Source organism: Neorhizobium galegae bv. orientalis str. HAMBI 540 (genome assembly GCF_000731315.1).
GTDB lineage: Bacteria > Pseudomonadota > Alphaproteobacteria > Rhizobiales > Rhizobiaceae > Neorhizobium > Neorhizobium galegae.
This window is the reverse complement of record NZ_HG938353.1, coordinates 980,309-996,894: the sequence shown is the minus strand read 5'-3', so window position 1 is coordinate 996,894 and position 16,586 is coordinate 980,309. Positions and strand designations below refer to the sequence as shown.

19 protein-coding genes are annotated in these 16,586 nt (G+C 62.9%); 18 read left to right on the top strand and 1 reads right to left on the bottom strand.

The window, feature by feature from the left end:
- The first annotated feature begins 62 nt into the window (after positions 1–62).
- From alr to RG540_RS05070, 8 genes are all read left to right on the top strand, one after another.
- On the top strand, positions 63–1,229 hold the full coding sequence (alr, locus tag RG540_RS05105) for an alanine racemase (protein WP_038585332.1): 1,167 nt from the start codon (positions 63–65) through the stop codon (positions 1,227–1,229).
- A 66-nt stretch (positions 1,230–1,295) separates the two neighbouring features.
- Positions 1,296–1,571, top strand: a complete 276-nt coding sequence (locus RG540_RS05100) for a type II toxin-antitoxin system ParD family antitoxin (protein ID WP_038585329.1) — start codon at positions 1,296–1,298, stop codon at positions 1,569–1,571.
- 40 nt (positions 1,572–1,611) lie between these two features.
- Positions 1,612–1,875 carry a type II toxin-antitoxin system RelE/ParE family toxin gene (locus RG540_RS05095; protein WP_038585327.1) on the top strand — a complete coding sequence of 88 codons (264 nt, stop codon included), beginning with the start codon at positions 1,612–1,614 and terminating at the stop codon, positions 1,873–1,875.
- An 8-nt stretch (positions 1,876–1,883) separates the two neighbouring features.
- On the top strand, positions 1,884–3,287 hold the full coding sequence (gene radA / locus RG540_RS05090) for a DNA repair protein RadA (RefSeq protein WP_038585324.1): 1,404 nt from the start codon (positions 1,884–1,886) through the stop codon (positions 3,285–3,287).
- Between the two features lie 104 nt (positions 3,288–3,391).
- Positions 3,392–3,979 (top strand): CvpA family protein, encoded by a 588-nt coding sequence (locus RG540_RS05085; RefSeq protein WP_038541640.1) that lies wholly within the window; start codon positions 3,392–3,394, stop codon positions 3,977–3,979.
- A 155-nt stretch (positions 3,980–4,134) separates the two neighbouring features.
- A complete protein-coding gene (gene purF / locus RG540_RS05080) occupies positions 4,135–5,637 on the top strand; it encodes an amidophosphoribosyltransferase (RefSeq protein ID WP_038541635.1) in 1,503 nt (500 codons plus the stop codon).
- Between the two features lie 421 nt (positions 5,638–6,058).
- Positions 6,059–6,799 carry an SDR family NAD(P)-dependent oxidoreductase gene (locus RG540_RS05075; protein ID WP_038585321.1) on the top strand — a complete coding sequence of 247 codons (741 nt, stop codon included), beginning with the start codon at positions 6,059–6,061 and terminating at the stop codon, positions 6,797–6,799.
- A gap of 102 nt (positions 6,800–6,901) precedes the next feature.
- Positions 6,902–7,120: a hypothetical protein gene (locus tag RG540_RS05070; protein ID WP_038585318.1), complete on the top strand. Its 219-nt coding sequence runs from the start codon at positions 6,902–6,904 to the stop codon at positions 7,118–7,120.
- Positions 7,121–7,136: 16 nt separating this feature from the next.
- Here RG540_RS05070 and RG540_RS05065 read toward each other — a convergent pair whose 3' ends face one another.
- The gene (locus tag RG540_RS05065) at positions 7,137–7,529 is read right to left on the bottom strand and encodes a low affinity iron permease family protein (RefSeq protein ID WP_038585315.1); all 393 of its coding nucleotides are present in this window, start codon (positions 7,527–7,529) and stop codon (positions 7,137–7,139) included.
- Between the two features lie 178 nt (positions 7,530–7,707).
- On the opposite strand from RG540_RS05065, the gene RG540_RS05060 reads away from it, so the two are divergent.
- The 10 genes from RG540_RS05060 (at position 7,708) to rsgA (ending at position 16,489) form a co-directional block, all read left to right on the top strand.
- Entirely contained in the window at positions 7,708–8,088 is a 381-nt protein-coding gene (locus RG540_RS05060) for a hypothetical protein (RefSeq protein ID WP_038585312.1), read from the top strand.
- 324 nt (positions 8,089–8,412) lie between these two features.
- The gene (gene cysS / locus RG540_RS05055) at positions 8,413–9,798 is read left to right on the top strand and encodes a cysteine--tRNA ligase (protein WP_038585306.1); all 1,386 of its coding nucleotides are present in this window, start codon (positions 8,413–8,415) and stop codon (positions 9,796–9,798) included.
- 36 nt (positions 9,799–9,834) lie between these two features.
- Positions 9,835–10,227, top strand: coding sequence for a VOC family protein (locus tag RG540_RS05050; RefSeq protein WP_038585303.1), 393 nt, complete (start codon positions 9,835–9,837; stop codon positions 10,225–10,227).
- A gap of 348 nt (positions 10,228–10,575) precedes the next feature.
- A complete protein-coding gene (locus tag RG540_RS05045; protein ID WP_038585301.1) occupies positions 10,576–10,938 on the top strand; it encodes an endonuclease domain-containing protein in 363 nt (120 codons plus the stop codon).
- 2 nt (positions 10,939–10,940) lie between these two features.
- The gene (locus tag RG540_RS05040) at positions 10,941–11,438 is read left to right on the top strand and encodes a GFA family protein (protein ID WP_038585297.1); all 498 of its coding nucleotides are present in this window, start codon (positions 10,941–10,943) and stop codon (positions 11,436–11,438) included.
- A complete protein-coding gene (locus tag RG540_RS05035) occupies positions 11,435–11,926 on the top strand; it encodes a GFA family protein (protein ID WP_038585294.1) in 492 nt (163 codons plus the stop codon). The genes RG540_RS05040 and RG540_RS05035 overlap by 4 nt, the downstream gene beginning before the upstream one ends.
- Positions 11,923–12,399, top strand: coding sequence for a GFA family protein (locus RG540_RS05030; RefSeq protein WP_038585291.1), 477 nt, complete (start codon positions 11,923–11,925; stop codon positions 12,397–12,399). Before RG540_RS05035 ends, RG540_RS05030 begins: the two co-directional genes overlap by 4 nt.
- Positions 12,396–13,355, top strand: a complete 960-nt coding sequence (gene pip / locus RG540_RS05025; RefSeq protein WP_038585289.1) for a prolyl aminopeptidase — start codon at positions 12,396–12,398, stop codon at positions 13,353–13,355. Before RG540_RS05030 ends, pip begins: the two co-directional genes overlap by 4 nt.
- Before the next feature lie 247 nt (positions 13,356–13,602).
- A complete protein-coding gene (cimA, locus tag RG540_RS05015) occupies positions 13,603–15,219 on the top strand; it encodes a citramalate synthase (RefSeq protein WP_038585281.1) in 1,617 nt (538 codons plus the stop codon).
- 181 nt (positions 15,220–15,400) lie between these two features.
- Positions 15,401–16,489 (top strand): ribosome small subunit-dependent GTPase A, encoded by a 1,089-nt coding sequence (rsgA, locus tag RG540_RS05010; protein ID WP_244446624.1) that lies wholly within the window; start codon positions 15,401–15,403, stop codon positions 16,487–16,489.
- Positions 16,490–16,586: the final 97 nt, after the last annotated feature.

The window sequence follows — 16,586 nt, the reverse complement described above, 5'->3', positions numbered from 1 at the left end:
CGAAACCGGTAGGATCGCTGCAACCGTTCTCATCCCCCGATCCTCATGCCCTACGAGCCGACATGACCGATTTCGACAGCGAGCTTTCCTATCCCGACGATTTCGATATCGCGCCGGTCCGGCTGACGGTCGACCTGGGGGCGCTTGGCGACAATTGGCGGCAGATGGCGCGGCGGTCGGGAACGGCGCGGACGGCGGCCGTCGTCAAGGCCGATGCCTACGGGCTCGGGCTCGAGGATTGCGGCATCACGCTTTACGAGGCCGGCGCCCGGGATTTCTTCGTGGCGGTGGTGCAGGAAGGCATGACGCTGCGCACCTATGCGCCCGACGCCCGGATCTACGTGCTCTCCGGCATCTGGCCCGGCCAGGAGCGGATGTTCTTCGAACACGATCTGGTGCCGGTTCTGGCCTCGGAAGAACAGCTCGCCTTCTGGATGTCGGTAACATCGGAATATGGCGACCACCCCTGCGCGCTGCAGGTGGACACCGGCTTCAATCGTCTCGGCCTGCCGCTCGAGGATGCCATTGCCTTTGCCAACGACGTGTCGCGTCCGGCAAGCTTCTCGCCGGTCCTGGTGCTGTCGCATCTCCATAGCGGCGACACTCCCTCTTCGCCGCTCAATCAGAAGCAGCTTTCGGCTTTCCAAAGGGTTGCCGAGGCTTTCGAAGGCATCGAGACGAGCCTTTCGGCTTCCGCCGGGATCTTCCTCGGCCCCGACTATCATTTCGATCTCACCCGCCCCGGCATCGCGCTTTACGGCGGCGAGGCGGTGGCCGGGGTGCCGAACCCGATGAAGCCGGTCGCCAAGGCGGAAGCCCGCATCATCCAGATCCGCGACGGGAAAAAGGGCGAGACGGTGAGCTACGGCGGAACCTACCAGCTTTCCCGCGACAGCCGGCTGGCGGTCGTGTCTGCCGGATATGCGGACGGCTACAAGCGCGCACTCTCCGGCTCTGGGGTGCCGCTACGCAAGACAGTCGCCCAGGGCGGTTTCGGCTTCGTCGCCGGCCGCAAGGTGCCGGTCATCGGCCGCATCACCATGGACCTGACGATCTTCGACGTCACCGATATCCCGGCATCGAACATCCAGGCCGGCGACTATGTCGAACTGTTCGGCCCGAACGTCGCCCTCGACGACGTTGCCCGCGCCGCCGGCACGATCGGCTACGAGCTGCTCACCAGCCTCGGCCTGCGCTATGAGCGGCGTTATATTTATCCCGACGACTGATCGGCATCCGCTTGCCTCTTGGAAGCGGAAATCCCTCGTGCTATATGAGAACAAAAGGAGATCGAAATGACCGAGATCCATCTCAGCGACGAGGACCGCGACTTCATCGAGGAACAGGTGAAGGCCGGGATTTATAAGGATGTCGACGAAGTCGTGGCAGCGGGACTGCGACTGCTTGGGAGCAAGGAAGGCAAGCTCGTCGAGCTGCAGCGCCTTATCCAGGAGGGGATCGATGACGTCGAAGCCGGCCGTGTCCATCATTATGCTTCCGGGGAAGACTTGCTGAACGACATCAAGCGCATGTCGGCCGAACGCAAGCAGAAGACGGGGACCGGCCATTAAAACCCGAGACGCCGTCTGGACCACCACAGCGCGTGCCGACTTGATCGAAGATCACGCCTATATATCTCTCGAAAATCCCCCCGCAGCAGATCGGTTTGTTCTCGACATCTTTGCAAAGGTTCACTCCTTCGCCGAGCTCGGTCTGACCGGTGTCGAGCGAGAATTCGGCACCGGCATCCGTAGCTTCGCCTATCGAGAACGGATCATCTTCTTTCGGATCAGCGAGACCGAGTTGACCGTTCTCCGCGTCCTGCACGGCCACCAGAACGTCTCCCCCGACGATTTCACGACAAGCGAAACCTGAAATTCCCCATGGCAAAATCCAAAACCCAATTCGTGTGCCAGAACTGCGGCACGGTGCATAACCGCTGGGCCGGCAAGTGTGACGGCTGCGGCGAGTGGAACACCATTATCGAAGACGACATGATGGGCGGCATCGGTAGTGGGCCCGGCAAGGTGCCGAAGAAGGGCCGCGCCGTGGCGCTCACCACGCTGTCGGGCGAGACCGAGGAGGCGCCGCGCATCTTCACCGGCATTTCCGAGCTCGACCGAGCGACCGGCGGAGGTTTCGTGCGCGGTTCTGCGGTGCTGGTCGGCGGCGATCCGGGCATCGGCAAGTCGACGCTGCTGATGCAGGCGGCGGCGGCCCTTTCCCGCCGCGGCCATCGGATCATCTATGTCTCGGGCGAAGAGGCGGTGGCGCAGGTGCGGCTTCGTGCCCAACGCCTGGATGCCGCCGATACCGAAGTGCTCCTCGCCGCCGAAACCAATGTCGAGGATATTCTCGCTACCATCGGCGAGGGCAAGCGCCCCGACCTCGTCATCATCGATTCGATCCAGACGCTGTGGAGCGACACCGCCGATTCGGCGCCCGGCACCGTCACCCAGGTGCGCACCGGCGTCCAGGCGATGATCCGGTTTGCCAAGCAGACCGGGGCCGCCATGGTCCTCGTCGGCCACGTCACCAAGGAAGGCCAGATCGCCGGCCCGCGCGTCGTCGAGCACATGGTCGATGCGGTCCTCTATTTCGAAGGCGACCGCGGCCACCACTACCGCATCCTGCGCACCGTCAAGAACCGATTCGGGCCGACCGACGAGATCGGCGTCTTCGAAATGTCCGACAAGGGCTTACGCGAAGTCACCAACCCGTCCGAACTCTTCCTCGGCGAGCGCAACTCGAAATCACCAGGCGCTGCGGTCTTCGCCGGCATGGAGGGCACAAGGCCGGTTCTCGTCGAAGTGCAGGCGCTGGTCGCGCCGACCTCGCTCGGCACGCCCAGGCGCGCCGTGGTCGGTTGGGATTCGTCGCGCCTGTCGATGATTCTCGCGGTGCTGGAAGCCCATTGCGGTGTGAAGCTCGGCCAGCACGACGTTTATCTGAACGTGGCCGGCGGCTACCGCATCACCGAACCGGCCGCTGACCTTGCGGTCGCTTCTGCGCTGGTCTCGTCGCTTGCCGGTCTTGCTCTGCCGGCCGATTGCGTCTATTTCGGCGAAATCAGCCTCTCGGGCGCGGTGCGGCCGGTTTCACAGACTGCGCAACGCCTTAAGGAAGCTGAGAAACTTGGTTTTTCAGGGGCGATGCTGCCGGCCACGTCCGCCGAAGTGCCGAAGGGTGCCAACGGACGCTGGGTGACGATCGAGGACCTGCCGGATCTGGTATCCCGCATCGCGGGTTCCGCCGCCAAGCTGAGACAAACGCCGGAAGATGATTGATCTTCCGTTAACAAGCCCGCTGATGTATGACGGCTGCGGTAAGGCGGGGCGCCGGGCTTGAAGCCGGCAAGTCTTGAAGTCGGCAAGTCTGGAGTAGATCATATATGCCCATCACGATTTTCGATGGTATCGTCATCGCTGTGACGCTGTTTTCCGCCGTTCTCGCCATGGTTCGCGGTTTTTCGCGAGAGGTGCTGTCGATAGCAAGCTGGGCCGGCTCGATCGCCGCCGCCTATTACCTCTATCCCCTGGTTCTGCCCTATGTGAAGCCGCACCTCAGTGACGAGCGCATCGCGATCGCCGCGTCCGCGGGCGCCATCTTCCTGATCGCGCTGATCGTCATCTCGTTCATCACCACGCGGATCGCCGATTTCATCATCGACAGCCGCATCGGTGCGCTCGACCGGACGCTTGGTTTCCTGTTCGGCGCCGCTCGCGGCATCCTGCTGCTCGTCGTCGCTGTCGCGTTCTGGAACTGGCTGGTGGCCGCCAATGCCCAGCCGACCTGGGTGACACAGGCGAAATCGAAGCCATTCCTCGATACGCTGGTCGCCCGCCTCGAAGCCGTGCTGCCCGCCGATATCGAGCCGCAGATCCGCGCCCGCATCCTCGGCAAGGAAGCAGCGCCTGCCGATGGCGCTCCGGCTCAGGATCAGCCGGCGGCAGATGACGCGCCTGCGACAAATAATTGACGTGATCTTGCGCTTGATGCAGCGCAAAACGTCACCATTTGTGGTATCATTCGCATCTAAGTGAAAAACAGGCTGGTTTCCGGGGAGCTTCTCCCCCGGCCGGCCTTTCCATTTTTCCGACAGGGACAGGTTGTCCACAGGGATAAGGGGCCAAGATGAAACAGCCGGTTTCCGAGACATTCGCCGAGGACAGCGTCAATGAGTGGGATGGCGATACGCTGCATGAGGAATGCGGCGTGTTCGGCATTCTCGGCCATCCCGAGGCCGCGACGCTGACGGCGCTCGGGCTGCACGCCCTGCAGCACCGCGGCCAGGAAGCGGCCGGCATCGTCTCCTTCGACGGCTTGCGCTTCCATTCGGAACGCCGCATGGGCCTCGTCGGCGACCATTACACCGACCCTGTCACCCTTGCCCGCCTGCCCGGCAATATTGCCATCGGCCACAACCGTTATTCGACCACCGGCGAAGTCGCGCTGCGCAACGTCCAGCCGCTGTTTGCCGAACTCGAAGTCGGCGGCATCGCGGTTGCCCACAATGGCAATTTCACTAACGGCCTGACGCTGCGCCGGCAATTGATCGCCGGTGGCGCCATCTGTCAGTCGACCTCCGATACCGAAGTCGTCCTGCACCTCATCGCCCGCTCCCGTTATTCGTCGACCGCCGACCGGTTCATCGATGCGATACGGCAGATGGAAGGCGGTTATTCGATGCTCGCCGTCACCCGCACCAAGCTGATCGCCGCGCGCGACCCCACCGGCATCCGCCCGCTGGTCATGGGCGAACTCGACGGCAAGCCGATCTTCGCCTCGGAAACCTGCGCGCTCGACATCATCGGCGCCAAGTTCGTCCGCGACGTGGAGAATGGCGAAGTCATCATCTGCGAGATCCAGCCGGACGGTTCGATCTCGATCGATGCCCGCAAGGCCGGCAACGGCCAGCCGGAGCGCCTCTGCCTGTTCGAATACGTCTATTTCGCCCGCCCCGATTCCGTCGTCGGCGGCCGCAGCGTCTATGTCGCCCGCAAGAACATGGGCATCAACCTCGCGAAAGAAGCGCCGGTCGAAGCCGACGTCGTTGTGCCGGTGCCGGATGGTGGCACGCCCGCTGCCTTGGGTTACGCGCAGGAAAGCGGCATTCCATTCGAATACGGCATCATCCGCAACCACTATGTCGGCCGCACCTTCATCGAGCCGACCCAACAGATCCGCGCCTTCGGCGTCAAGCTCAAGCATTCCGCCAATCGGGCGATGATCGAGGGCAAGCGCGTCGTGCTCGTCGACGATTCGGTGGTGCGCGGCACGACGTCGCTGAAGATCGTCCGGATGATCCGCGATGCCGGCGCCAAGGAAGTGCATCTGCGCGTCGCCAGCCCGATGATCTATTATCCGGATTTCTACGGCATCGACACGCCGGACCGCGACAAGCTGCTCGCCAACCAGTACGACAGCCTGGAAGCCATGTGCCGGTATATCGGTGCGGACTCGCTGGAATTTCTGTCGATCAATGGCCTCTACCGCGCCGTCGGCGGCGAAGACCGCAACAACGCCCGCCCGCAATTCACCGACCACTACTTTACCGGCGACTATCCCACCCGCCTGCTCGACAAGGACGGCGAGACGATGGGGCGCAAGGTTTCGGTTCTGGCCAGCAACGGGTGAGGTGAGCTTCTCCCGAAGCTGAAATCAAACGTCGAGCCAGATCGCCCCCCTCTGCCCTGCCGGGCATCTCCCCCATAGGTGGGGAGATTACAAGCGGCATGCTCTTCCCGCCAAACTCCTGATGCGATTGACAGCAACGTTTGTTGTTTGGGGAGGGCGGTGCGCCCATCCGATCTCCCCACCCGTGGGGGAGATGTCCGGCAGGACAGAGGGGGGCTGGCTGGTTCGGCGCTCAATGAACAGGGTCTCCAATGACGACGACGCCTCTCCACCGCGCAAGGACTTGCGTAGGCTGGACCGCTGTGACAAGCACAGGGATGAGGGAGTCCGAGGCCGAACCTGTGCGAAAGAGGCCGCCTCCTCCACGAAATATCCACCGGCAACGCTAACCCGTTGCATGTATTGTTAAGGGCGGAAAATCATGACTATCGATCTGAAGGGCAGGATCGCGCTAGTGACCGGCGCGTCGCGGGGCATCGGCTATTTCACAGCGCTCGCTCTGGCAAAAGCAGGCGCGCATGTGATTGCCACCGCCCGCACGGTCGGCGGCCTCGAGGATCTCGACGACGCGATCAAGGCGGCCGGCGGCACCGCCACGCTGGTTCCCTTCGACATCACCGACATGGCGGCGATCGACAAGCTCGGCGCCTCGATCTTCGAGCGCTGGGGCAAGCTCGACATCCTCGTGGCGAATGCCGGCATCCTCGGCGTCATCTCGCCGCTCGGCCATATCGAGGCAAAGGTGTTCGAGAAGGTGATGCTGACCAATGTCACCGCCATCTGGAGGCTGATCCGCTCGGTCGAGCCGCTCTTGACCAAATCCGATGCCGGCCGCGCGCTGATCATGTCATCGGGCGTCGCATCCAAGGCGCCGGCCTTCTGGGGGGCCTATTCGATCTCCAAGGCCGCCGTCGAGAACATGGCCCGCATCTGGGCCGCTGAGACCGATCACACGCCACTCAAGGTCAACATCGTCAATCCCGGCGCCACCCGCACCGCGATGCGCGCCCAGGCCGTTCCCGGCGAAGATCCGGAAACCCTGCCGCATCCCTCGGAAGTTGCCGAAAAGATCCTCTTCCTCGCCTCCCCCACCCTTCAGGATACCGGCCGTCTGTTCGTCGTGCGCGACAACAAGTTCGCGGACTTCCGCGCGCCGGAATAACGGCAACTCCTCTGTCACGGGATATCCGCGTTTGACAGAGGTCGTTTATCCGCGCCCGATAGGGAACACCTGAAACGGTGCCCCGGTAATGCGAGAAAGCCTATGCCTTCGCCTTTGACCAACGAGCAGAGAGAACAAGCGACAGCGACCGCCAATCTGGTCGCCGCAGCGATGGCCCGCCTTCACCGAGAGCACGGCGAGGCAGCCGTCATGGAAGCGATGCGGCTGATCAGTTCCGCCATGACCGACGATGCGCGGCGCAAATCCATCGCTCAGGCCCTGCTCGACAACAGCAATCCGCCGACTGACAAAGGCCGCTGACGCGGCCGCTATCGGCCTAGACGTTCTCCGCCTCCTGATCCAGCGTCTTGGCGCGGCGTTGCAGACTTTCGCTGAGCTTGCGAAGCTGCTCCTCGTCCAGTTTTTCAATGCCGATGAACTCGTTGGCGGCCTGGCTCGACAGGATCAGCTCGTCGAGTTTCGCCTGGACCGCCTCGCCGTCCCTGTTCTGGGAATTTTGCAGGACGAAGACCATCAGGAAGGTGATGATGGTCGTGCCGGTATTGACCACAAGCTGCCAGGTTTCCGAAAATCCGAAGAACGGTCCGGTGACGCCCCAGACGACGATCAGGACGACGGCCGCCACAAACGTGACGGGCTTTCCCGACCAAGAGGCTATGGCGCTCGAAAAAATATCGAAGATGTTGTGTTGTCTATTGGAGGCGGCCATTTGATACCCATCCGGTTGGCAGGATTCGTGCCAATCAACGTGCGAAGTCCACGTTTTGATCCCGGCGGCGGATCGGACACCGGCCCGGCGAATACCCCATGTATAAAGATCCGCTTTTCCGCTATAGTGCGGGTCCTGCGATCGGGCGCAGGAACTTCATGTTTCGGGGGGAATTCTGATGAGAAACATTGCTTTCTACTTCTTCGGCGCAGCCGTGCTCTGTGTCACCGTCGGCATGTTCTGGGGCATTCACATGGCGATTTCAGGCGACCATCTGATGGCGCCGGCGCATGCGCATCTAAACCTGGTCGGCTGGACGACGATGGGGCTTTTCGGTCTCTACTACACGGTGACCCCGGCGGCGGCCAATTCCGTGCTGTCGAAGGTCCATCTCGGTTTTGCGGTTCTCGGCGTGCTCTGTATCGTGCCGGGCATCGCGATGGCGGTGTCCTCGGGCGGCGAGGCGCTTGCCGCGATCGGCTCGATCCTCACCGTCGTGTCAATGCTGATCTTTCTGTTCACCGTTGCCCGGAACGGCATCGGCCGCAAGACGGCGTAGGGCCGGTTAGGACATCCCGCGCGGGTAAAGCCCACTTGACCAAACGGCTTGCCCGCGCCATAACCACCTCCATGAAAACGGCGATTTCCATTTGTGGGATCATTATCCGCTAGCGTTCGCGCTGGCCCGGCCGTTTTCGTCTCTCGAAAAGCCTTGAAGACAAACGACCCGGCCGGAGCCGGATGCTTTCGTGTTTCCTGAACGCGAAAGCATCCGGCTCCTAGTTGATAGTGAGAGCGGGATGTCGTCCGAAAACCGCGTACACTTTTCGGCATCCCGCTCGACCGGATGCTCGCCGTGCGAGACTTTTGGGGAGATTTTTCGATGAGCATTTCGCTCAGGTTCTACAATACGCTGACCCGTGAAAAGACGGCGTTCACACCGATCGACCCCCAGAACGTACGCATGTATGTCTGCGGCCCGACGGTCTACGACTATGCCCATATCGGCAATGCCCGACCGGCCATCGTCTTCGACGTGCTTTTCCGGCTGCTCCGCCATGTCTATGGCGAGGCCAACGTCACCTATGCCCGCAACATCACCGACGTCGACGACAAGATCAACGCCCGGGCGCTACGCGACCATCCCGGCCTGCCGCTCAACGAGGCCATCCGCCTTGTCACGGAAAAGACCGAGACGCAGTACCACGAGGACGTCGCCCTGCTCGGCAATCTGAAGCCGACCGTCGAGCCGCGTGCCACCGACACCATTGCCGAGATGATCGAGATCATCGAGAAGCTGATCGGCAATGGCCATGCCTATGTCGCAAAAGGCGAAGTGCTGTTCGACACCAAGTCGATGGCCGACTACGGCCAGCTTTCCAAGCGTCCGCTCGACGAACAGCAGGCCGGCGCCCGTGTCGCCGTCGATGCGCACAAGAAAAACCCCGGCGATTTCGTGCTGTGGAAACTCTCCTCCCATAACGAACCCGGCTGGGAAAGTCCCTGGGGCCGCGGCCGTCCGGGCTGGCATATCGAGTGCTCGGCGATGAGCCGCCGTTATCTCGGCGAGGTGTTCGACATCCATGGCGGCGGGCTCGACCTGATCTTCCCGCACCATGAGAACGAGATTGCCCAGTCGCGCTGCGCCCATGGCACGGACGTGATGGCGAATGTCTGGATGCATAACGGCTTCGTGCAGGTCGAAGGCCGCAAGATGTCGAAGTCCGAGGGCAATTTCATCACCATCTACGACCTGCTGCACACCGAAAAATTCGGCGGCCGCCAATGGCCGGGCGAGGTGCTGCGGCTGGCCATGCTGATGACGCACTACCGCGAGCCGATCGACTTTTCGGTGAAGCGGCTGGAAGAGGCCGAGCGCCTTCTCGCCAAGTGGCCGACGGCGGAAGCCTCCGGTGCCGCCCCTTGCGATGCGGTGGTGAACGCGCTTGCCGACGACCTCAACACGGTCGCAGCCGTGCAGGCACTGCACGCGTTGGCACAGGAGGCCCACGGCGATCCGGACGCGCTTGCGGCGTTTGCCGCCAGTGCCGCTTTTCTCGGCGTGCTGCCTGAGAAAACCGAGGTCGACGAGGCGCTGGCATCCGCCGTCGACGCCCTGGTCGCCCTGCGGCTCGAAATGCTGAAGGCGAAAAATTTCGCTGAGGCCGACCGCATCCGCAACGAACTGTCGGACAAGGGCATCCAGTTGAAGGACGGCAAGGACGCGGCGACGGGCGAGAGGGTGACGACCTGGGAGGTGAAGCGGTAAGCTTCACTTCCAGAACAACGCAGGAGGAGCAATGCGATGATCGATCACATGGGCATCAAGGTCGCCGATTTCGACCGGGCCAAGGCATTCTACGACGCAGCCTTCGCGCCGCTCGGCGCCTCGCTGCTTTACATGGTACCGGCTGAATATACGGGCGGCGTCAAGGTCGGCGGCTACGGACGCGAGCGGCCGATCTACTGGCTGCACGAGGACAAACCGGCAGGCGGCCATTCGCAGCACGTCGCATTTACGGCGCGCAACCGCGCCGAGGTGGACGCCTTCTACAAGGCCGCGATCGCCGCCGGCGGAACCGACAACGGTGGCCCCGGCCTGCGCACCCACTACCACCCTAACTATTACGGCGCCTTCGTATTTGATCCCGACGGCAACAATATCGAGGCGGTGTGTCACGCGCCGGAAGGTGTGTGATGGTGCTGGAGCGGTAGGATGGCTATGGCGGTTGTGGCTACCCCCCTCTGCCCTGCCGGGCATCTCCCCCACAAGGAGGGAGATCGGCTGGGCGCGCCCGCTTGCCCGGGCATTGATCGACTTCTTCCCCGCGCTTACGCCCTGAGATCTCAGCACTCCAATTCGCAGCAGCGTATCAGCTCTCCAAATTTGGAAACTCGGCTTGCCTTGCGAGAACACCTATCCCAGATTGCGGCATCCAATGTAGGCGAGTGTGTTCGCCACACTCCGATCTCCCCCCTTGTTGGGGAGATGTCCGGCAGGACAGAGGGGGGTAGCCGCGCGCGCCGCACCGATAAGGAGCATGACATGCCACATGCCCCAATCCCGCCGCAGCGCCGCGCCAATGCCCGGAGAATGCGCAAAGCACTCACCGATGCCGAACTGAAACTCTGGAACGAATTGCGCGCCCACCGCCTGATGGGTCTGAGCTTTCGCCGCCAACTGCCGATCGCGGGTTACATCGTGGATTTCGCCTGCCCGACGCACCACCTCATCGTTGAGGTCGATGGTTCGCAGCACGGCAACGACGAGGATCTTCGGTATGACGCAGAACGAACCCGGCGCCTGGAACAGGATGGCTGGACCGTCCTGCGCTTCTGGAATGACGACGTCCTGAAAGACATCGACAATGTCTGTCTCCATATCCTGAAAATTGTTGGGGAGGCCTGAAGATGACCCAGATCCACACCGGCGGCTGCCAGTGCGGCGCTGTGAGGTACCGGGCGGAAGGGGAGCTCGGGTTTCCGCATCTGTGCCATTGCCGCATGTGCCAGAAGGCGGCCGGCAATTATTTCATGCCGCTCGGCGGGGTGATGTACGAAAACTTCAAGCTGACGCGCGGCGAGCCGGCCTGGTTCCAGTCGTCGGAAACCGTACGCCGCGGCTTCTGCGAAAAATGCGGCACGCCGCTCTTCTATGACGGGTCGAGCGACCATATCAGCATCACGCTCGGTTCGCTCGACGATCCGCAATCGGTGAAGCCGGAGGTGCAGACCAATCTTGCCCACAAGATGCCCTGGTTCGGGACCCTCGACAGCCTCCATCACGATGCAAAGATGGACATGACGCCGCAGGAGGAAGAGACGATCTCGGCAAGCAGCAACCAGCACCCCGACCACAACACCGAGGTCTGGCCGCGCGGGAACGGGGATGCGGAGGGTCGGTCATGAGCGATGTCGTCCGGACCGGCGGCTGTCAGTGCGGCGCGATCCGCTTCCGGCTCTCAGGAGACGCGCCGGATGCCTCGATCTGCCATTGCCGCATGTGCCAGAAGGCGTTCGGCGCCTATTACGCACCGCTGGTGGCGGCCGGCGAGGCGGAACTGACCTGGACGCGGGGCCAGCTCAAATATTTCCACTCGTCGAACCATGTGCGGCGCGGCTTTTGCGAAAACTGCGGCACGCCGATGACCTACGAGGCGGCCGACGGGATCGCCATTTCGGCCGGCAGTTTCGACGAGCCGGGCCAGCTTCCCCCCGTCGTGCAGTTCGGCGTCGAAGGCAAGATCGGCTTCGTCGACCGCCTGCATGAACTTCCCGAGCGAGATACGATGGATGACATCGCCTCGGCGCCGTTTCTCGACGACATCGTCTCCTACCAGCATCCCGACCACGACACAGACACCTGGCCGAACAGTCCCAAGGAGGACAAACAGTGACAGAAACTTTGAGAACAGGCGGCTGCCAGTGCGGCGCCGTGCGCTTCCGCATCCACGGTGAACTCGGCCGCGCCTCGATCTGCCATTGCCGCATGTGCCAGAAGGCCTTCGGCGGCTTTTTCGGACCGCTGGTCACCGCGCCGAAGGACGGCGTCGAATGGACCCGCGGCGAGCCGAAATATTTCCAGTCTTCGGTGAATATCGACCGCGGCTTCTGCGAAGACTGCGGCACGCCGCTCACCTACCGTTATCCCGGCGGGCTGGAACTGGCGATCGGCGCCTTCGACGACCGCGGCGACCTCGCCCCGAAGATCCAGGTGAACTATGCCTCGCATATCCCGTGGGTGACAACGATCTTCGACCAGCCGGTGCGCGACAGCGGCGAGGACGCCGTCAAGCAGGAGCAGATCATCTCCTTCCAGCATCCCGACCACGATACCGAAAACTGGCCGGCGAAAGGACTGCACCTGTGACCGAAGTTCTGCGTACCCTCTATCCCGAGATCGAGCCCTACGCGACCGGGCAGCTCGATGTCGGCGACGGCCATGTGATCTATTGGGAGCGGGTCGGCACCAAGGGCGGCAAGCCGGCCGTCTTCCTGCATGGCGGCCCGGGCGGCGGCTGCAATCCGAACCAGCGCCGTCTCTTCAACCCGGAACTCTACGATGTGCTGCTGTTCGACCAGCGCGGCTGCGGCAAGTCCACGCCGCATGCAAGCCTGGACGCCAACACCACCTGGCATCTGGTCGCCGACATCGAGCGGCTCAGGCAGATGGTCGGCGTCGAAAAATGGCAGGTGTTCGGCGGCTCCTGGGGTTCGACGCTGGCGCTTGCCTATGCTGAAACCCATCCCGAGCGGGTCACCGAACTTCTGGTGCGCGGCATTTATACGCTGACCAGGCCGGAGCTCGACTGGTACTACCAGTTCGGCGTCTCGGAAATGTTCCCGGACAAATGGGAGGCCTTCGTCGCCCCTATTCCGGAAGCCGAGCGCCACGAGATGATGGCCGCCTATCACCGCCGCCTCACCGGCACCGACAAGGCCGAGCAGATCCGCTGCGCCAAGGCCTGGAGCGTCTGGGAGGGCTCGACCATCACGCTTCTGCCGAGCCCCGAACTGGCGTCGGACCACGACGACGATCATTTTGCGCTGGCCTTCTCGCGTATCGAAAACCACTTCTTCATGAATGCCGGCTGGCTGGAGGACGGGCAGCTCCTGCGCGACGCTACGAAGCTCAAGGGCATTCCGGGCGTCATCGTGCACGGCCGCTACGACATGCCCTGCCCGCTGAAATATGCCTGGCAGCTTTCGAAAGTCTGGACCGAAGCGGATTTTCACATCATCGAAGGTGCGGGACATGCGGTCTCGGAACCCGGCATCACCGACCAGCTGATCCGCGCGACGGACCGGTTTGCGGGGAAGATTTGACCATGGAACCCGGGGCTACCCCCCTCTGCCCTGCCGGGCATCTCCCCCTCAAGGGGGGAGATCGGCAAGACGCACCGTTTCCCCAATATGCTCGCCGTATCGGCAAGCCTTCCGGCAGTGAGCCGGCACAGATGGTGACGAGGCATTGCTACTATCCAATCTCCCCCCTTGAGGGGGAGATGGCCGGCAGGCCAGAGGGGGGTGCCGCCGCCGCCAATGTAATGATACCGCTCCAGGAGGAGCACCCATGACACGCGAACGCATCTATCTCTTCGACACCACGCTGCGCGACGGGCAACAGACCCCGGGCGTCGATTTTTCCGTCGAGGACAAGATCGCCATCTCCAACCTGCTGGACGAGTTCGGCCTCGATTATGTCGAGGGCGGTTATCCCGGCGCCAACCCGACCGACACCGCATTTTTCTCGGAGAAGCGCACGGCGAAGTCGAAATTCGTCGCCTTCGGCATGACCAAGCGGGCCGGCATTTCCGCCTCCAACGATCCGGGCCTGGCCGTGCTGCTGCAGGCGAAAAGCGACGCCACCTGTTTCGTCGCCAAGAGCTGGGATTATCACGTCCGCGTCGCGCTCGGCTGTTCGAACGAAGAGAACCTCGAATCGATCCGCGACAGCGTCGAGGCCGCTCGCGGCGCGGGCAAGGAGCCACTCGTCGACTGCGAGCATTTCTTCGACGGCTACAAGGCCAATCCCGAATACGCGCTCGCCTGTGCCAGGACGGCCTACCAGGCCGGCGCGCGCTGGGTGGTGCTCTGTGACACCAATGGCGGCACCCAGCCGGGCGAGATCCGCGCCATCGTCGAGGCGGTGATCGCGTCCGGCATTCCCGGCGCCTCGCTCGGCATCCATGCTCATGACGATACCGGCCAGGCGGTCGCCAATTCGCTCGCCGCGATCGAGGCGGGCTGTCGGCAGATCCAGGGAACGCTCAACGGCATCGGCGAGCGCTGCGGCAATGCCAATCTGGTGACGATCATCGCGACGCTCGCCCTGAAGGACGCTTACGCCACACGGTTCGAGACGGCGATCGATGCCGAGCGGCTGACTGGCCTCACCCGCCTCAGCCACGCCTTCGACGAACTCTTGAACCGCTCGCCGAACCACCAGGCGCCTTATGTCGGTGCCTCCGCCTTCGCCACCAAGGCCGGCATCCACGCCTCGGCGCTGCTGAAAGACCCACGCACCTACGAACACGTGACGCCGGAAAGCGTCGGCAACCTGCGCAAGGTGATGGTGTCCGACCAGGGCGGCAAGTCGAACTTCATCAACGCGCTGAAGCGCCGCGGCATCGAGGTCGGCAAGGACGATCCGAAGCTCGACCAACTGATCTCGATCGTCAAGGAACGCGAGGCGACCGGTTATGCCTATGAGGGCGCCGACGCGAGTTTTGAGCTGCTCGCCCGCCGCACGCTCGGCACCATTCCCGACTTCTTCGCTGTCGAGGGTTTTCGCGTCATGGTCGAGCGCCGGTTCGACAGCCACGGCAAGATCAAGATCGTCTCGGAAGCGGTGGTCAAGCTCGTCGTCGACGGCCAGACGCTGATGTCGGTCGCCGAAGGCGACGGGCCGGTCAATGCGCTCGACCGGGCACTGCGCAAGGACTTCGGCAAATACCAGCACGAGATCGACGACCTAGTGCTCGCCGACTTCAAGGTGCGCATCCTGAACGGCGGCACCGAGGCGATCACCCGCGTGCTGATCGAATCCACCGATGGCGACGGCGTGCGCTGGTGGACGGTCGGCGTCTCCGAGAACATCATCGACGCCTCCTTCCAGGCGCTGATGGATTCTGTGATCTACAAGCTGATGAAGAACCGCCAGCTGGCGGGGAAGATTGCAGCGGAGTGAGGGTCCGTAAAACACAGCGGCCTGATCGGCGTTGCCCGACCGGCATATGCTGCGCGAGTCGATCGTTTCCTCGACTTCGGCGGCATGCTGGTTTAATGCTCCGACGTAACAACGAATGGTCAGAGGTTTTGGTCAAGCCAAGAGCCGGCACCTTTGCACCCGATCTGCGGCTCTTCCCCGGATGAGCGCAATCGCAACCTGCGGAAAGCCTACCCATGACGGCGTCCCCGAATTTTCGTATCCGACCTTGACCGGCTCCAACCCACCCTCATCGCTTGAACTGCTCGGCTGGTCCGATTTCTTTGCGGCTCAGGTCGAGCCGGGCGAGACCGAACTCCTGGTCCGGCGCATTGCCTCGGTTCATCGGGCACGCATCGACGCAATCGACGTCAGCGGACCGGTCGGGATCGAACTTCCGCCCAATAGCAATACCGCGGATTTTGCGGTCGGCGACTGGGTTCTTGCCGACCCGCTGACGGGCATGCTCGTGCGCCGTCTCGACCGGAAAACCGTGTTTCAACGGCGCGCGGAAGGCGGGCATGGCCAGCAGCTTGCCGCAGCCAATGTCGATACGCTGTTTATCGTCACCTCGTGCAATGCCGATTTCAACCCGGGACGGCTGGAACGCTACCTGATCATGGCCAACCAGGCCGGGACCGATCCGGTGATCGTGCTGACCAAGGCCGATACCGTCGAAGATGCCGGGCCGTTCGAGCAACAGGCCAAGGCGCTGCAGCGCGACCTGCCGGTCGTCGTCCTCAATGCGCGCACAGCGGATGCCGTTGCCTTGCTGAAGCCCTGGTGCGGCGTAGGGCAGACGGTGACGCTGGTGGGCTCCTCCGGCGTCGGAAAGTCGACGCTGGTGAACACCCTTGCTGGGCCTCAGTCCGACACGATGCAGAAGACCGGAAGCATTCGTGAACGTGATGCAAAGGGTCGTCACACCACGACGGCACGATCGCTGCATGCGATTGGCGGCGGCGGCTGGGTGATCGATACGCCGGGTATTCGGACGCTCTATGTCAGCGACGTTACCGACGGCATCGATACGCTGTTTGCCGAAATCACCGATCTGGCGCCGAATTGCCGGTTTCGCGATTGCACCCACGCCCACGAACCGGGCTGCGCCGTGCAGGCGGCCGTTGCCAAAGGCGAACTTTCCGCCGATCGCCTGGAACGCTGGCGCAGCCTGCTTGCGGAAAACCGCGACAGAACACCGGTGCTGAGCGGGCCAAAGGGCAACAAGATCGTCCGCAAGAAGAAATACTGAAGGTTTCGCGCGCGAATACCGTCCCTGCAGGAGTTGGCAGGCGGCCCCAAATCCTGTGGCCCCGATCCGGCCCATTGTATTTCAGCGGCTTTCGTAC

What these genes read in the sequence shown, in the direction of transcription:
- RG540_RS05050 (WP_038585303.1), top strand. Translation starts at nt 9,835, where the DNA reads ATGATCGATCACATGGGCATCAAGGTCGCCGATTTCGACCGGGCCAAG.
- cysS (WP_038585306.1), top strand. Translation starts at nt 8,413, where the DNA reads ATGAGCATTTCGCTCAGGTTCTACAATACGCTGACCCGTGAAAAGACG.
- RG540_RS05060 (WP_038585312.1), top strand. Translation starts at nt 7,708, where the DNA reads ATGAGAAACATTGCTTTCTACTTCTTCGGCGCAGCCGTGCTCTGTGTC.
- rsgA (WP_244446624.1), top strand. Translation starts at nt 15,401, where the DNA reads ATGAGCGCAATCGCAACCTGCGGAAAGCCTACCCATGACGGCGTCCCC.
- RG540_RS05075 (WP_038585321.1), top strand. Translation starts at nt 6,059, where the DNA reads ATGACTATCGATCTGAAGGGCAGGATCGCGCTAGTGACCGGCGCGTCG.
- cimA (WP_038585281.1), top strand. Translation starts at nt 13,603, where the DNA reads ATGACACGCGAACGCATCTATCTCTTCGACACCACGCTGCGCGACGGG.
- RG540_RS05065 (WP_038585315.1), bottom strand. Translation starts at nt 7,529, where the DNA reads ATGGCCGCCTCCAATAGACAACACAACATCTTCGATATTTTTTCGAGC.
- alr (WP_038585332.1), top strand. Translation starts at nt 63, where the DNA reads ATGACCGATTTCGACAGCGAGCTTTCCTATCCCGACGATTTCGATATC.
- radA (WP_038585324.1), top strand. Translation starts at nt 1,884, where the DNA reads ATGGCAAAATCCAAAACCCAATTCGTGTGCCAGAACTGCGGCACGGTG.
- RG540_RS05045 (WP_038585301.1), top strand. Translation starts at nt 10,576, where the DNA reads ATGCCACATGCCCCAATCCCGCCGCAGCGCCGCGCCAATGCCCGGAGA.
- RG540_RS05085 (WP_038541640.1), top strand. Translation starts at nt 3,392, where the DNA reads ATGCCCATCACGATTTTCGATGGTATCGTCATCGCTGTGACGCTGTTT.
- RG540_RS05040 (WP_038585297.1), top strand. Translation starts at nt 10,941, where the DNA reads ATGACCCAGATCCACACCGGCGGCTGCCAGTGCGGCGCTGTGAGGTAC.
- RG540_RS05070 (WP_038585318.1), top strand. Translation starts at nt 6,902, where the DNA reads ATGCCTTCGCCTTTGACCAACGAGCAGAGAGAACAAGCGACAGCGACC.
- purF (WP_038541635.1), top strand. Translation starts at nt 4,135, where the DNA reads ATGAAACAGCCGGTTTCCGAGACATTCGCCGAGGACAGCGTCAATGAG.
- RG540_RS05035 (WP_038585294.1), top strand. Translation starts at nt 11,435, where the DNA reads ATGAGCGATGTCGTCCGGACCGGCGGCTGTCAGTGCGGCGCGATCCGC.
- RG540_RS05100 (WP_038585329.1), top strand. Translation starts at nt 1,296, where the DNA reads ATGACCGAGATCCATCTCAGCGACGAGGACCGCGACTTCATCGAGGAA.